The sequence below is a fragment of the Brevundimonas sp. UBA7506 genome (genome assembly GCF_002479495.1).
Lineage (GTDB): Bacteria > Pseudomonadota > Alphaproteobacteria > Caulobacterales > Caulobacteraceae > Brevundimonas.
In genome coordinates this window covers 242,738-257,400 of record NZ_DLNQ01000015.1, presented here as the reverse complement: position 1 = coordinate 257,400, position 14,663 = coordinate 242,738, and the positions used below count along the sequence as shown (strand labels likewise).

The window sequence follows — 14,663 nt, the reverse complement described above, 5'->3', positions numbered from 1 at the left end:
ACGTGACGGCTCTGGCGCGGTGACCCGATGAACGACGCCTCCTCCCTGCCCGTGGTCATCGTCGGCGGCGGCTTCTCGGGCGCCATGCTGGCCGCGCGGCTGGCCGAGCGCGGCCAGGCCTCGGTCCTGATCGAGCGCGGCGAGGCTTTCGGCCCCGGCGTGGCCTATTCCACGACCCTGCCCGAGCACCGGTTGAACGTCCGCTCCGAACGGATGAGCGCCGTCGTCGACCGCCCGCGGGACTTCGTCGACTGGCTGGAGGAATGCGCTTCATCCTGCGCCGATCCAGAAGGCTTCGCACCGCGTCTGTTTTACGGCCAGTACATCCGCGACCGGCTGACGACTCTGGCCGCACTTCGCCCTGACCTGATCCAACAGGTGAAGGGCGAGGCCGTCGCCATCGACGGCCAGACCGTGGCCCTGTCGGACGGTCGCCGCATTGAAGGCCGGGCCGTGGTGCTGGCCACCGGCAATCCCGCGCCGCGCAATACGCCGACGGGGCAGAGCCCGCGCGTCCTGTCTGATCCCTGGGCGCCGGGCGTTCTGGAGCGCATCCAGCCCGATGACGCCGTCCTGATCCTCGGCTCGGGCCTGACCATGGTCGACGTGGTTCTGGCGCTGCAGGCCCAGGGCTGGCGCGGCCGGGCGACGGCGGTGTCACGGCGCGGTCTTCTGCCCCGCGCCCACGGCGCGCATCATGACGCGCCGGTCGCCCTGCCGCCCGAGGCCCTGACCGGCGCCCTGTCGCAAAGGCTGGCTTCGGCCCGGCGGCTGACGCGCGAACACGGCTGGCGCCGGGTCATGGAGGGTTATCGTCCGATCACCGCCGATCTGTGGCGCGCCGCGACGACCGCCGAACGCGCCCGATTCCTGCGCCATCTGCGGCCCTGGTGGGATGTTCATCGCCACCGCATCGCGCCCGAGATCGCCGCGGCGCTGGAGGCCCTGATTGCAGAGGGCCGGTTGAGCGTTCGCGCCGGCCGTGTCCGCGCCACCGAAGTCTCCGGCGACGCCGCAACCCTGACCGTCAACGCTCCCGGCGGCGCGGTTCAGACCTTAACGGCCCAATGGCTGATCGACTGCACCGGCCCCGGCCATAGCGCGGCCACGACGCCCCTGACCGCCGCCCTGATCGCCGAAGGACGCGCCCGTCTGGACCCGCTGAAACTGGGCCTCGACCTGGACGAGACGGGCCGCATCCTGCACGCCGACGGGACAGTCGACCCCGACCTCTACGTCCTCGGCCCGCCCGCCCGCGCCGCCCTGTGGGAGACCATAGCCGTGCCGGACCTCCGCCAGAGGATCGAGCAGTTGAGCCAGGCGCTGACGACCTGACCCCGCTTGCGGAGCGCTGGTCGAAACGTCCAACAAACTGCAGCTTCCTCTCAAGTCCATGGCGGCTGGCGGCCCCTTCCTGGGTCGGCTATCACCCGCTCAGGAGAGGAAACATAAAAAATGAACCGTCACCGCACCCGCGTTCTTGGGGCTCGCACCCTCGCGCCTGAAACCCTGATGATGGGCTATGGCTATGACCCCGCCCTGTCGGAGGGGGCCATCAAGGCGCCCCTGTTCCAGTCGTCCACCTTCGTCTTCAAGTCGGCCGAGGACGGCAAGCGCTTCTTCGAGGTCGCCTATGGCCTGCGTCAGCGCGACCCGGACGAGGCGCTGGGCCTGATCTATTCGCGCATCAACAACCCCAACCTGGAAATCCTCGAGGACCGCCTCGCGGTCTGGGACAAGGCCGACAAGGCCCTGGTCTTCTCGACCGGCATGGCCGCCATCTCGACCGCCATGCTGGCGATGGTGCGCCCCGGCGACGTCATCCTCTATACGGCCCCGGCCTATGGCGGCACCGAATACCTGTTCGACCGCATCCTGCCCCGCTACGGCGTCAAGGCGATCAGCGTCCCCGCCGCCGAGGGCGCCGACGCCCTCGATGCGGCCATGACAGCCGCCGCCGCCGAGGCCAAGACGACCGGCGGACGGCTCGCCGCCGTCTATCTGGAGACCCCCGCCAACCCGACCAACCAACTGGTCGACATCGCCCGCGCCGTGGCCGGCGCCAAGGCCGTGGATCAGATCGAGCGCCCGATCGTGGCGGTGGACAACACCTTCCTCGGGCCCCTGTGGCAGAGCCCGCTGGAGCTGGGGGCGGACCTCGTCCTCTATTCCCTGACCAAGTATGTCGGCGGCCACTCCGACCTGATCGCCGGCGGCTGCATGGGCGCAGCCGACCTGATGGCGCGGGTGGGCGAGATGCGCACCATCTGCGGCACCAACACCGATCCGCACACGGCCTGGCTGCTGCTGCGCAGTCTGGAGACCTTGCATATCCGCATGGAACGGGCCCAGGAGAACGCCCTGATCCTGGCCGAGCGCCTGCGCGCCGATCCGCGCGTCAGCGCCGTCCTGACCGCCGGCGGGCCGGACGCCTCACCGGACCAGCAGGCCATCTTCGCGGCCCAGTGCAAGGGTTCGGGATCGACCTTCTCGCTGGAGCTGCCCGGCGGCGAGGCCGAGGCCTTCCGCATGCTGAACGCCCTGCGGCTGTTCAAGCTGGCCGTCAGCCTGGGCGGCGCCGAGAGCCTGGCCTCGCACCCGTCCAGCATGACCCACTCGGACTATACGCCCGAGGCCAAGCAACGCAGCGGCATCGGCGACAACCTGGTGCGGCTGTCGGTCGGGATCGAGAACGTCGAGGACCTTTGGGCCGACCTGCAACAGGCCCTGGCCGCGATCTGAGGCGGCAGGCGGGCGCCGTTCGCGGCGCCCGCCGAACCCTTACTGACCCGCCGCCTTCACCGCCGCCGAGACCTCGGCGACGACCCGCTTGACCAGGGCCTCGTCGTCGCCCTCGGCCATGACGCGGATCAGCTTTTCGGTGCCGGACGGACGCACCAGCAGGCGGCCCGAGCCGTTCAGGGCGGCCTCCGCCTCGGCCATGGCGGCCTTGACCTTGGCGTCCTCCAGCGGCTTGCCGGCGCTGTAGCGCACGTTCTGCAGCAGTTGCGGCACCGGCTCGAACTGGCGCGCCAGATCGCTCATCGGCACGCCGGTCTCGACCAGAACCGCCAGCACCTGCAGCGCCGCCATCAGGCCGTCGCCGGTCGTGGCGTGGTCCTTCAGGATGATGTGGCCCGACTGCTCCCCGCCGATGTTGAAGCCGCCGGCGCGCATCCGCTCCATGACGTAGCGGTCGCCGACCTTGGTCCGCTCCAGCGTCAGGCCCTCGGCTTGCAGTTTCCGCTCCAGCCCCAGGTTGGACATGACGGTGGCGACCACCCCCTTGCCGTTCAGTCGCCCGCGTTTGGCCCAGTCCAGACCGATCAGGGCCATGATCTGGTCGCCGTCGACCACATGGCCCTTTTCGTCGCAGACGATGACCCGGTCGGCGTCGCCGTCCAGGGCGATGCCGATGTCGCAGCGATAACGCTTCACCGCCTCGGACACGGCCTCGGGATGGGTGGAGCCGCACTCGGCGTTGATGTTCAGGCCGTTCGGCTCGACGCCGACGGGGAAGACCTCGGCCCCCAGCTCATAGAGGGTGGTCGGCGCCACGCGGTAGCCGGCGCCGTTGGCGCAGTCGATGGCGATGCGCAGACCCTTGAGGCTGAGCCGCTTGGGGAAGGCCGACTTGGCGATCTCGATATAGCGCGGCGGGGCGTCGTCGATGCGCTTGACCCGGCCCAGCTTGTTGGCCGGGGCCAGATCCTGATCCAGCCCCTCGTCCATCATGGCCTCGATCTTCAGTTCGATCTCGTCCGACAGCTTGTAGCCGTCCGGGCCGAACAGCTTGATGCCGTTGTCGGCGTAGTCGTTGTGCGAGGCCGAGATCATGATGCCCAGATCGGCGCGCATCGAGCGCGTCATCATGGCCACGCCCGGCGTCGGCAAGGGACCGAAGGTGCGCACGTCCATGCCGACGCTGGCCAGGCCCGCCACCAGGGCCGGCTCGATCATGTAGCCGGACAGACGCGTGTCCTTGCCGATCACCACCAGGTGGCGACGGTCGTCGTCGGTGCGGAACAGCTTGCCCGCCGCCAGACCCACCCGCAGCGCGACCTCGGCCGTCATGGGATGGGTGTTGGCGCGACCGCGAATGCCGTCGGTGCCGAAGTATTTTCTCTCGCCCAAGGGCGTCGTCCTTCGCTGGCGGCCCGGACGGTTTGCAAAGAAACCTTCCGAAACCCATTTTTTGATGTCGCCGGCCTTGGCTTCCCCTAGACGAAAATCAAAGGGCGAGACGGGCTGAACCCTCTCGCTTACCTCCTATGGCGGCCTCGCGCAAAGCGTGACCGCCCGGCCCCTTCACCGGAGCAGACCTCATGTGCGGCATCATCGGCATCACAGGCGCAGGCGCCGTCGTTCCCCGTCTGATCGACAGCCTGAAGCGGCTGGAATACCGCGGCTATGATTCCGCCGGCATCGCCGCCGTGGTCGACGGCCGCATCGAACGCCGCCGCGCCAAGGGCAAGATCCGCGAACTGGAGGCCGTTCTGGCCGCCGAGCCCCTGTCTGGCACCATCGGCATCGGCCACACCCGCTGGGCCACCCACGGCGCCCCGACCACCGCCAACGCCCACCCGCACAAGGCCGGCCGCGTCTGCCTGGTCCACAACGGCATCATCGAGAACTTCGCCGAGCTGAAGGCCGAGCTGGAGGCCGAGGGCCGCGTCTTCGAGAGCCAGACCGACACCGAGGTCGTCGCCCACCTGCTGGATCACAAGCTGGCGGCGGGCCTGGCCCCTCTGGACGCCTTCAAGGCGACCCTGGACCGCCTGACCGGCGCCTATGCCCTGGCCGTCCTGATCGAGGGCGAGGACGAACTGATCCTCGGCGCGCGTCGTGGCAGTCCTCTGGTCGTCGGCTGGGGCGAGGGCGAGATGTATCTGGGTTCGGACGCCCTGGCCGTCGGCCCCTTCACCCAGAAGATCAGCTACCTCGAAGAAGGCGATTACGTCGCCATGACCCGCAGCGGCGCGCGCATGTTCGACGCCTCGGGCCATCCGGCCGACCGCGCCGTGGTGCAGGTCTCGGCTTCGTCGGCCATGGTTGAAAAGGGCGCCTATCGCCACTTCATGGAGAAGGAAGTCCACGAGCAGCCCGACAGCGTCCAGCACACCCTGTCGGAATACCTCGACCTGGTGACCGGCGCGGCCAAGCCGCAGGCCGTGGACTTCGCCGCCGTCGACCGCATCCAGATCATCGCCTGCGGCACCGCCTTCTACGCCGGCCAGATCGGCAAATACGCCTTCGAAAAGTATGCGGGCCTGCCCTGCGACGTCGAGATTGCGTCCGAGTTCCGCTACCGCTCCCCCGCTCTGACGCCCGGCACGGTCGCCGTGGCCGTCAGCCAGTCGGGCGAGACCGCCGACACCCTGGCCAGCCTGACCTGGTGCAAGGGGCAGGGCCTGAAGACCGCCGCCGTCGTCAACGTCCACACCTCGTCCATGGCGCGCGAGGCCGAGGTCCTGTGGCCGACCCATGCCGGGCCGGAAATCGGCGTCGCCTCGACCAAGGCCTTCACCGCCCAGGTTTCGGCCCTGCTGGCCCTCGCCGTCGCCGCCGGGGTGGCGCGCGGCCGCATCGACGCCGCCTGCGAGTCCGAGCTGGTCAAGGCCCTGTTCGAGGCCCCGCGCCTGATCGCCGAAGCCCTGCAGATGGACAGCCAGATTCGCGCTGTCTCCCACGATCTGGCCAAGGCGACCGACGTGCTGTTCCTGGGCCGGGGCGCCATGTTCCCCTTGGCCATGGAGGGCGCGCTGAAGCTGAAGGAGATCAGCTACATCCACGCCGAAGGCTACGCCGCCGGCGAACTCAAGCACGGCCCCATCGCCCTGGTGGACGAAAAGACCCCGATCATCGCCCTGGCCCCGCTGGACGAGGTCTATGAGAAGACCGCCTCCAACCTGCAGGAGGTCGCCGCGCGCGGCGGCCCGGTGGTCATGATCGCCCCGGCGAGCGCGCCCGCCCCGCACGGCGCCGGCATCCGTCGCGTCGACGCCCCGGACTGCCACCCCCTGATCGCGCCCCTGGTCTATGCCGTCCCCGTGCAGCTGCTGGCCTATTACACCGCCGTCCAGAAGGGCACGGACGTCGACCAGCCGCGCAACCTGGCCAAGTCGGTGACGGTGGAGTGAGGGGAACCTGAACCCTCAGGCGCCGTTTGGAACGGTCACGGTTTGCGCCTATGACAGGCGCCTAACGGCTGTTTCAGGACGACTGATGACGACTTCCCCCGCGCGCCTTCGCAAGGCGGTTCTCCCCGTGGCCGGCCTGGGCACCCGCGTCCTGCCCGGCACCAAGACCACGCCGAAGGAGCTGCTGAACGTCGTCGACCGGCCGATCCTGTCCTACATCGTCGAAGAGGCGCGCGAGGCGGGGATCGAGCACATCGTCTTCGTGACTGGCCGCGCCAAACAGGCCATCGAGGACTATTTCGACCACCAGATCGAGCTTGAGGCCCAGCTGGCGGCCAAGGGCAAGACCGAGATCCTGGCGGCCATGAACGCCGAACTGGCCACCGCCGGCGAGATGAGCTTCACCCGCCAGATGCAGCCCAAGGGCCTGGGCCACGCGGTCTGGTGCGCCCGTGACATCATCGGCCATGAGCCCTTCGCCGTCATCCTGCCCGACGTCATCGTCGATTCGCAGCCCGGCGCCCTGAAGCAGCTGGCGGACCTCTACGCCGAGGTCGGCGGCAATGTCATCGGCGTCGAAGCCGTGCCGGAATCCGAAACCCACAAGTACGGCATCGTCGATCCGTCGAGCCGCGACGGCCGCCGCTTCGCCATGAAGGGCATGGTCGAGAAGCCCAAGCAGGGCACCGCCCCGTCCAATATGTCGATCTCGGGCCGTTACATCCTGCAGCCGGAAATCTTCGACCTGCTGGAAACCCAGGAAAGCGGGGCCGGCGGCGAGATCCAGCTGACCGACGCCATGGACCGGCTGATGAAGACCCAGACCTTCACCGCCTACGAGTACGAGGGCGTGACCCACGACTGCGGCGACAAGATCGGCCTGCTGCGCGCCAACGTCGCCCTGGCCCTGAAGCGTCCCGACCTGGGCGAGGCGGCGCGGGCGGCGATCACCGCCCTGCTCTGAACTTGTCCGTCCCCGAGAACGCGCTTTTGACGTTCGCCGGGCGGAACGACGCGTTTCAATGAGAACAAAAGGCGCGCCGACCTGTTGTCAGACATCAGTCGGTCGCTGGTCTTGAGGAGGGACAAGCGCAGCGGAAGGGCGATCAGGAGATCGCAAGATGCAATCGACGATCATTGGAGCAGTCCTGCTTCTGGCTGCAACCGCACCGAACGGCGCTCAGAGCCAAATCCAAACCACTCGCCCCATCGAAGGCGCCGAAGCCGTCATGGTTTCCTATGCCGACCTCGACCTGAACCAGCCGACACAGGCTGGAATTCTTGACCGCCGGCTCAAGGCGGCGGCACGGCGGACCTGCGACACGGCCAAGCTGCCGATGGACCATTATCTGGTCCGCCACTGGTGCATCAGGGACGCCGTGGCGGACGGCTGGGCCCAGGTCGCCGCCCATCGCGCGGACGGCTACGCCGCCAAGCCCACGGTGATCCTCGCGGCGCTGAGAACCCACCCTAGCCGATAACGCCGCGCGGGTTCCCGAGGCCCCAGCAGCCGGCGCGGTTCCGCCGCAGGGGTCCTGCATCGCCGCCGCTTTCGCCTGCCCGCGCCATCGGCTAGGCAGGAGGGAGTGATGGACGACACAGGGTTCTACCGATGCGCGTGATGATCCTCGGCGGCGACGGTTTCTGCGGCTGGCCGACGGCCCTGCACCTCTCGGCGCGCGGCTGGGAGGTGCTGATCGTCGATAACCTCAGCCGTCGCAACATCGACAATGAGCTGGAGGTCCAGTCCCTGACCCCCATCCGCACCATGGGCGAACGCATCAAGGCGTGGAATGAGGTCAGCGGCCGCACCATCGACTTCGTCAACATGACGGTCGGCAAGGAGTTCGACCGACTGGTCGCCCAGATCAAGGACTGGGCGCCCGACAGCGTCGTCCACTTCGCCGAACAGCGGGCTGCCCCCTATTCGATGAAGTCGGCGCGGCACAAGCTCTACACCGTCGACAACAATCTGAACGCCACCAACCATCTGCTGGCGGCCATCGTCGAGAGCGGCCGGGACGTCCACCTGGCCCACCTCGGGACCATGGGGGTCTATGGCTACACCACCGCCGGCCTGCGTATCCCCGAGGGCTATCTGAAGGTCACGGTCGACACCGACCACGGTCCGAGCGAGCAGGAGATCCTGTTCCCGCCGAACCCCGGCTCCATCTATCACATGACCAAGACCCAGGACGCCCTGCTGTTCCAGTTCTACGCCAAGAACGACGGGCTGCGGATCACCGACCTGCACCAGGGCATCGTCTGGGGCGCCCAGACCGAGGAGACGAAGCAGGACGAACGCCTGATCAACCGCTTCGACTATGACGGCGACTACGGCACGGTGCTGAACCGTTTCCTGATGCAGGCGGCGGTCGGCTATCCGCTGACGGTCCACGGCTCGGGCGGTCAGACCCGCGCCTTCATCCATATCCAGGACACGGTGCGCTGCGTCGAGCTGGCGCTGAACAACCCGCCGAAGTCCGGCGACCGGGTCAAGATCCTCAACCAGATGACCGAGAGCCGCCGCGTACGCGATCTGGCCCGGATGGTGGCCGACATGACCGGCGCCGAAGTCCACAACGTCGCCAACCCGCGTCAGGAAGCCGACGAGAACGAACTGGTCGTCGCCAATGACCAGTTCCGCGACCTGGGCCTGAAGCCCATCACCCTGGCCGAGGGCCTGATGGCCGACGTGACCGACATCGCCCGCCGCTACGCCGACCGCGCCGACCGATCCAAGATCGCCTGCGTCTCGGCCTGGAACGACAAGCGCGCCGAAGCGCTGCAGTCTCAGGGGGCGGACACAGCCCCCGCCGCCGCCCCCGTCGTCGGCAAGACCGCCTGATCGCCTGACCGGACCGCCATGACCCAGCCTGCCCCCGCCGCCCCTTCGCTTCTGGTCTTCGGCGGCGGCTATCTGGGGCTTGAGGCGGCGCGCGAGGCGATCCGCAGGGGTAACCGCGCCCTCGCCACCTCGCGCGATCCGGCGCGGCGCAAAGAGCTGACAGACGCCGGCGTCGTCGCGGTCGATCCCACTGACGTCCACGCCTTGCAGGCCGCCGTCGCCGAGGCCTCGGCCATCCTGATCACCGCTGCGCCCGACGGCGCCGGCTGCCCGGGCCTGAAGACCCTGATCCCGGCCATCAGCGCCGTCCAGGCCTATCCCGACTGGATCGGCTATGTCTCATCGACCGCCGTCTATGGCGACCGGGCGGGCGGCTGGGCCTTCGAGGACGACGAGTTGAACGCCGCCAGCCTGGAGGGGGCACGTCGCGTGCGGGCCGAGCAGGACTGGCTGGACGCCGGGCGCGGCATGGGGCTGACGGTGCAAATCTTCCGCCTGCCCGCCATCTACGGACCAGGCCGCTCGCCGATCGACCGCCTGCGCGACGGGACGGCGCGGCTGGTGAAGAAGCCTGGTCAGGTCTTCAACCGCATCCATGTCGAGGACGCCGTGGCCGGCTTCTTCGCCTCCATGGCCCGTCCCCATCCAGGCCGCGCCTACACCCTGTCCGACGACGAACCGGCCCCGGCGGACGTGGTGATGGCGGGGGCGGCGGCGCGGCTGGGCCTGCCCCTGCCGCCCGAGGTGTCGCTGGACGACCCGTCGGTGTCGGACGCCATGCGCCGCTTCTACAACGACTCCAAGCGCCTCTCGAACGCCCGCGCCAAGGCCGAGCTGGGCTGGCGGCCCCAATACCCGACCTGGCGCGAGGGGCTAGAAAGCATCCTCACGGCGCCTTCGCCGCAAGCGCACCCCTCAAGGCGCTCAAACAGTCCGCCGCCGCGCGGCGGACGCTAGCGCTCTAAAATGCCGCTCAAGCAGCGAGCGACCGCGTCGCGAGCGTTAGCGCCCCTTCTTCCTTAGAAAGGAAGAATGTTCCGCTGACGGCTGTAGCTCATGGTGCCGACATTAGCGCCCAGGCGCAGGCCGACGCCGGTGCGGATCGGGGCCAGAACGATGCCGTCGGCGCGCTGATAGTTCACGCCCAGACCCGCGACCAGATAGGCCGAACCCTCGACGCCCGGGTAGCGGCGATAGAGCATGTCGGGGTGATAGAGACCGTAGACCAGGGTGAAGACCCGGCTGGCGTTGCCGCCGACGTCCCAGCCGACCGAGGCGCCCTGCCAGAAGACCTCCTGCGAGGCGGACAGGTCCTTCATGTGCAGGGCGCCGCGGCCGTAGCGCACGCCCACCACGGCGGCCCCGGCGGCTTCCTCGCCGGCGATATAGGCGGTCGGGCGGTCGCCCTGTTCGGCGAAGATGCGCTCGATGGCCGAGCCCATGGCCTCGGCGGCGATGCCCATTTCACGCGAGCCGGCGGCGACCAGTTCCTCAAAGGTATAGGCCTGAGCCGTCTGATCCGAGGCGATCGGATAGTTGGGGTCGGTCGGCTGGCGCGTCGAGGCGCAGGCGCCGAGGCCGGCTGGCAGGGCGCCGGCGGCGGCGAGACCAAGGCTGGTGCGGATCAGTTGGCGGCGATGCATGTCGAGGCTCCTGACAGGGACGGGTCGCCCATCGTCGCGGGCTTGGCCCACCGTCCGTGTCTTTTGCGGCAGCCTTGGGGCTTTAAGGTTAACCGAACCTTGCTTGACCGTATTCGACGCCGCCTGACCCGATCAAGCCTTTGTCAGCAGCCCCCGGACGCCGCTAGAAGCCCCAATATCGCGGGCCTCAAGTAGCGCGTAAGCGCGATAGGCCCCAAAAAGAAAACACTAGGGCGAAGCCCTAGTGCTTGTCAGTCTTGGCGGCGACCCAGTCCATGACCGCGAGCAGGACGCCCGAGGCCACGAAGGTCAGGTGGATGATCACCGCCCACATCAGCCCGGCCTCGTCCAGGGGATGGCCCGGCTTGCCGATGTTCATGAAGCTCTTGAGCAGGTAGATGGCCGAGATCGCCACGATGGAGGCGATCAGCTTCATCTTCAGACCCGAGAAGTCGACCGAGCCCATCCACGGCGGCCGGTCGACATGGTTCTCGTCCAGGTCCAGCTTGGACACGAAGTTCTCATAGCCCGAATAAAGAACAATCAGCAGCAGATTGCCCGCCAGCGACAGGTCCACGAGGCTGAGGATGGCCAGGATGGCGCCGTCCGACCCCATATGACCTTCGCCGACGATGAAGGCCTGCGGCACGTAGTAGATCAGCTCGCGCACGAAGACGACGAGCAGCATCACCAGGGCCGCCACCAGGCCTAGATAAAAGGGCGCCATCAGCCAGCGGGCACGGAACAGGTTGCGCTCGAAGGTGGTCTCCGCCCAGGGTTTCTTGTCCGCCATGCTCAGCTCCGCAGCGTGCCGCCGGCCTTGCCGGCAGCCGCGACGATCTTGGCCGTCAGGGCCTCGATCTCCGCTTCGGTCAGGGTCGCGGCGCGCGGCTGGATCTCGACCTCGATCGCCACCGACTTCTGGCCTTCCGGCACGCCCTGGCCGCGATAGACGTCAAAGACGCGCACCTCGGCGATCAAGCTCTTGTCGGCGCCGACGACGGCGCGGGTCAGGTCGCCCACGGCCTTGGCCTCGTCCATCAGGAAGGCGAAGTCGCGCGACAGCGGCATCAGGTTCGGCAGATCCGCCGCGCCCCGGGCCTTGCCGCCTTTTCCACGCGGTTCCGGCACGGAATCGAGGATGATCTCGAAGGCCAGCATGGGGCCGTCGGCGTCCAGGGCCTTGAGAACGCGGGGATGCAGGGCGCCGAACTCGACGATGACGTTCTTGGGTCCCAGTTGCAGGCGGGCCGAACGGCCAGGGTGCCACCAGTTCTGGTTCGAGCCCTGCGCCAGCTGCAGCGAGGCGACCGGCGCGCCGATCTCTTCCAGCAGGGCGAGCAGGTCGCCCTTCAGGCCGAACAGGGCGTCCTCGCCCGCACCGCCCCAGTGCCGATCGGGATGGGGCGCGATCAGGCCTGCAATGGCCGTGCGCTGACCGGTCGGCTGGTCGTTCAGATAGATCGGACCGATCTCGAACAGGGCCGCGTCGGCGTGGCCGCGCGCGGCATTGCGCGCCGCCGCCTGAATCAGGTTGGGCAGGATCGACGGGCGCATGCAGTCGAGGTCCGCCGCGATGGGGTTTTCCAGCACCAGACGCTCGTCGCCGCCGCCGAACAGGGCGGCCGTCGACTGCTTGGTGAAGGACCAGGTCACGGCCTCGGCGTAGCCCAGGCTGGCCAGGGCGCGACGCGCCGTGCGGACGCGGGCCTGACGCGGGCTGAGCACGCCGCCGGGGGCGCGGGCGACCTCGGGCAGGGGCGTGTTCGGCAGGGCGGCGAAGCCTTCGATGCGCGCCACCTCCTCGACCAGGTCGGCACGGCCCTCAACGTCGCGACGCCACGACGGCGGCGTCACGGTCCAGGGTTCGGCCTGATCGGAACCGCCCGCGGTGACCAGGAAGCCGAGCTGGCCCAGGATGGTGCCGATGCGGTCGTCGGCCAGCTCCATGCCCGTCAGGCGCTGCACATAGGCCGGGTCGAAGGCGAAGGGCGCCGGGCTGGCCGGCGGCTCGCCGACAAAGACGATCTCGGACGGCTCGCCGCCGCACAGGTCGAGGATCAGACGCGTGGCCAGCTCCAGACCCGGCGTGACGGAGACCGGATCGACGCCGCGCGCGAAGCGGTACTGGGCGTCGGAGTGAATGCCCAGGGTGCGGCCCGTCTGGGCGATGACGATGGGCTCGAACCAGGCGCTTTCCAGGAAGACGTCGGTGGTGTCGTCGCTGCAACCGGTGCTCTCGCCGCCCATGACGCCGCCCAGGCCGATGGGGCGCTCGCCCGCGGCGTCGGCGATGACGCAGTCGGCCGACGAGGCGGCGTAGGTCTTGCCGTCCAGGGCGATCAGGTGCTCGGGCTCGCCCGTCTCGGCCGAGGTCAGCCCCCCGCGCACGACGATCTCGGTCCCCGACAGCTTGGCCATGTCATAGACATGCAAGGGCCGAGCGCGGTCATAGGCGATCAGGTTAGTGACGTCGACCAGACGGTTGATCGGGCGCAGGCCGATGGCGGTCAGGCGTTTCTGCAGCCAGGCCGGCGACGGGCCGTTCTTGACGCCGCGAATGACGCGACCGGCGAAGACCGGACACATCTCGGGCGCATCCAGCCGCACCGAGATCGGCGAGGGGAAGGCGCCGCGCACCACGGCGATGTCGAAATGCTTCAGCTTGCCGACGCTGGCGGCGGCCAGGTCGCGAGCGATGCCGGCGACGCCCAGCCAGTCGGGGCGGTTAGGGGTCACTTCGAAGTCGATGACCGGCTCGGCGCCGAACAGACCGGCGACCGGGGCGCCAACCGGGATTTCCGGCGGCAGCTCCTGAATGCCGTCGCTCTCGTCGGCCAGTTGCAGTTCCGAGGCCGAGCACAGCATGCCGTGCGAGACGACGCCGCGCACCGGCTTCTCGACCAGGGACACGCCCAGGCCGGGCACATAGGCGCCGATGGGCGCGTAGATGGTGGTCAGGCCCGGACGCGCATTGGGCGCGCCGCAGACGATTTCCTTCATGCCGTCGACGGTGTCGACCTGGCAGACCTGCAGGCGATCGGCATCGGGATGCCGCGCGGTCGAGATGATCTTGGCCACGGTGAAGGGGGCCAGGGCGGCGACGGGGTCGTGAACGTCCTCGACCTCCAGCCCGGCCATCGTCATGGCCTCGGCGATCTGGTGGGCGTCGGCCTCGGTCTCGAGGTGGTCCTTCAGCCAGGAAAGCGTGAACTTCATTGGGCGGCTCCGCCGCTGATCGCCTCGGCCATGGAATCGAGGAAGGCCGGCGTGCCGGTGAAGCCGACGCCGACGAAGCGGCAATTGATGAACTGGCAGTTCCGGAACGGGATCGGGCCGACGACACGGCTCAGGCTCTGCGGCGCCAGCATCAGGCTGCGCGGATCGCCCTTGGTCTCTCCCAGGTCACAGCCGTCGAACTCGCACCCCTCGATCGGCAGGACCACTGCGGGCCCCTCGAACAGGCAGCCCTCGAAACGACGGTTCTCGATCGCCGGCGCGCCAGCCCGCATGACCTCAAGGAGAAGTTGCGGCAACCAGATGCTGATGCGGGTGTAGGTCGGCCCTGGGCCGATCGGTTCAAGCGTAAGGGGAGCGTTGGCGACTTCGGTCATGCCTGAACCGCCGTTCCCCATGCGCTCGCGAGATCCTTCTCCATCTCATCCAGCATCTCACGCGCCCCCGTGAAGGCCACCTGCACGAAGCGGCAGCGAACAAACCGGCAGTTCGACATGCCAACGGCGCCAGCGATCATGTCGCCGCGAGGGTCCATAAGCAGAGTGCGCGGATTTTGGGCCACGCCCATGTGGCAGGTGTCGAAGGTGGTGCCGTTCATGACGGCGATCACCGCCGGGCCTTCAATCAGACACTCGGTGAAGGTCTTGCCCTCGATGAAGGTCTGGCCGGCATTCATGTGATGAACCGCCAGAGAGGGGAGCCAGACGGCTTCCTTCTCGAAGGCGGTGCGCGCCACCAGTTCGCGGCCGAACTTTTCTTCTGCGGACATCGGGGTCTGTGTCGTGTCGGTCATGT

Annotated in this window: 13 protein-coding genes; 7 read left to right on the top strand and 6 right to left on the bottom strand. The window is 68.5% G+C overall.

All coding sequences use genetic code 11. The annotated features are described in order from the left end of the window. Positions 1 to 27 precede the first annotated feature (27 nt). Positions 28 to 1,335 (top strand): FAD/NAD(P)-binding protein, encoded by a 1,308-nt coding sequence (locus B3K53_RS13800; protein WP_292085052.1) that lies wholly within the window; start codon positions 28 to 30, stop codon positions 1,333 to 1,335. Between the two features lie 120 nt (positions 1,336 to 1,455). Beyond that, on the top strand, positions 1,456 to 2,742 hold the full coding sequence (locus tag B3K53_RS13795) for a cystathionine gamma-synthase family protein (protein ID WP_292085051.1): 1,287 nt from the start codon (positions 1,456 to 1,458) through the stop codon (positions 2,740 to 2,742). A 39-nt stretch (positions 2,743 to 2,781) separates the two neighbouring features. On the opposite strand, the gene glmM is transcribed toward B3K53_RS13795, so the two are convergent. Next, positions 2,782 to 4,134, bottom strand: a complete 1,353-nt coding sequence (gene glmM, locus B3K53_RS13790) for a phosphoglucosamine mutase (RefSeq protein ID WP_292085050.1) — start codon at positions 4,132 to 4,134, stop codon at positions 2,782 to 2,784. 191 nt (positions 4,135 to 4,325) lie between these two features. Between glmM and glmS the strand changes: the two genes are divergently transcribed. The 5 genes from glmS (at position 4,326) to B3K53_RS13765 (ending at position 9,945) form a co-directional block, all read left to right on the top strand. Continuing rightward, positions 4,326 to 6,140, top strand: coding sequence for a glutamine--fructose-6-phosphate transaminase (isomerizing) (gene glmS / locus B3K53_RS13785; RefSeq protein WP_292085049.1), 1,815 nt, complete (start codon positions 4,326 to 4,328; stop codon positions 6,138 to 6,140). 85 nt (positions 6,141 to 6,225) lie between these two features. Continuing rightward, on the top strand, positions 6,226 to 7,104 hold the full coding sequence (galU, locus tag B3K53_RS13780) for a UTP--glucose-1-phosphate uridylyltransferase GalU (protein ID WP_292085046.1): 879 nt from the start codon (positions 6,226 to 6,228) through the stop codon (positions 7,102 to 7,104). A 157-nt stretch (positions 7,105 to 7,261) separates the two neighbouring features. Further along, positions 7,262 to 7,621: a UrcA family protein gene (locus B3K53_RS13775; RefSeq protein WP_292085045.1), complete on the top strand. Its 360-nt coding sequence runs from the start codon at positions 7,262 to 7,264 to the stop codon at positions 7,619 to 7,621. 131 nt (positions 7,622 to 7,752) lie between these two features. Next, on the top strand, positions 7,753 to 8,988 hold the full coding sequence (locus B3K53_RS13770) for an NAD-dependent epimerase/dehydratase family protein (protein ID WP_292085044.1): 1,236 nt from the start codon (positions 7,753 to 7,755) through the stop codon (positions 8,986 to 8,988). 18 nt (positions 8,989 to 9,006) lie between these two features. After that, positions 9,007 to 9,945 (top strand): NAD(P)H-binding protein, encoded by a 939-nt coding sequence (locus B3K53_RS13765; protein WP_292085042.1) that lies wholly within the window; start codon positions 9,007 to 9,009, stop codon positions 9,943 to 9,945. Positions 9,946 to 10,007: 62 nt separating this feature from the next. Here B3K53_RS13765 and B3K53_RS13760 read toward each other — a convergent pair whose 3' ends face one another. From B3K53_RS13760 to B3K53_RS13740, 5 genes are all read right to left on the bottom strand, one after another. Further along, positions 10,008 to 10,631 carry an EipA family protein gene (locus tag B3K53_RS13760; RefSeq protein ID WP_292085041.1) on the bottom strand — a complete coding sequence of 208 codons (624 nt, stop codon included), beginning with the start codon at positions 10,629 to 10,631 and terminating at the stop codon, positions 10,008 to 10,010. 241 nt (positions 10,632 to 10,872) lie between these two features. Beyond that, positions 10,873 to 11,424 (bottom strand): TIGR00645 family protein, encoded by a 552-nt coding sequence (locus B3K53_RS13755; RefSeq protein WP_292085040.1) that lies wholly within the window; start codon positions 11,422 to 11,424, stop codon positions 10,873 to 10,875. 2 nt (positions 11,425 to 11,426) lie between these two features. Then, a complete protein-coding gene (pheT, locus tag B3K53_RS13750; RefSeq protein ID WP_292085038.1) occupies positions 11,427 to 13,850 on the bottom strand; it encodes a phenylalanine--tRNA ligase subunit beta in 2,424 nt (807 codons plus the stop codon). Beyond that, complete coding sequence (locus B3K53_RS13745; protein ID WP_292085037.1) at positions 13,847 to 14,245, bottom strand: hypothetical protein; 399 nt, start codon at positions 14,243 to 14,245, stop codon at positions 13,847 to 13,849. Before B3K53_RS13745 ends, pheT begins: the two co-directional genes overlap by 4 nt. Beyond that, positions 14,242 to 14,661, bottom strand: a complete 420-nt coding sequence (locus B3K53_RS13740) for a hypothetical protein (RefSeq protein ID WP_292085035.1) — start codon at positions 14,659 to 14,661, stop codon at positions 14,242 to 14,244. Before B3K53_RS13740 ends, B3K53_RS13745 begins: the two co-directional genes overlap by 4 nt. Positions 14,662 to 14,663 lie beyond the last annotated feature (2 nt).

Excerpts from the sequence above, each read along its gene's own strand:
- B3K53_RS13765 (WP_292085042.1), top strand. The coding sequence starts at position 9,007 with ATGACCCAGCCTGCCCCCGCCGCCCCTTCGCTTCTGGTCTTCGGCGGC.
- galU (WP_292085046.1), top strand. The coding sequence starts at position 6,226 with ATGACGACTTCCCCCGCGCGCCTTCGCAAGGCGGTTCTCCCCGTGGCC.
- pheT (WP_292085038.1), bottom strand. The coding sequence starts at position 13,850 with ATGAAGTTCACGCTTTCCTGGCTGAAGGACCACCTCGAGACCGAGGCC.
- B3K53_RS13755 (WP_292085040.1), bottom strand. The coding sequence starts at position 11,424 with ATGGCGGACAAGAAACCCTGGGCGGAGACCACCTTCGAGCGCAACCTG.
- B3K53_RS13745 (WP_292085037.1), bottom strand. The coding sequence starts at position 14,245 with ATGACCGAAGTCGCCAACGCTCCCCTTACGCTTGAACCGATCGGCCCA.
- B3K53_RS13800 (WP_292085052.1), top strand. The coding sequence starts at position 28 with ATGAACGACGCCTCCTCCCTGCCCGTGGTCATCGTCGGCGGCGGCTTC.
- B3K53_RS13775 (WP_292085045.1), top strand. The coding sequence starts at position 7,262 with ATGCAATCGACGATCATTGGAGCAGTCCTGCTTCTGGCTGCAACCGCA.
- B3K53_RS13795 (WP_292085051.1), top strand. The coding sequence starts at position 1,456 with ATGAACCGTCACCGCACCCGCGTTCTTGGGGCTCGCACCCTCGCGCCT.
- B3K53_RS13770 (WP_292085044.1), top strand. The coding sequence starts at position 7,753 with ATGCGCGTGATGATCCTCGGCGGCGACGGTTTCTGCGGCTGGCCGACG.
- B3K53_RS13740 (WP_292085035.1), bottom strand. The coding sequence starts at position 14,661 with ATGACCGACACGACACAGACCCCGATGTCCGCAGAAGAAAAGTTCGGC.
- B3K53_RS13760 (WP_292085041.1), bottom strand. The coding sequence starts at position 10,631 with ATGCATCGCCGCCAACTGATCCGCACCAGCCTTGGTCTCGCCGCCGCC.
- glmS (WP_292085049.1), top strand. The coding sequence starts at position 4,326 with ATGTGCGGCATCATCGGCATCACAGGCGCAGGCGCCGTCGTTCCCCGT.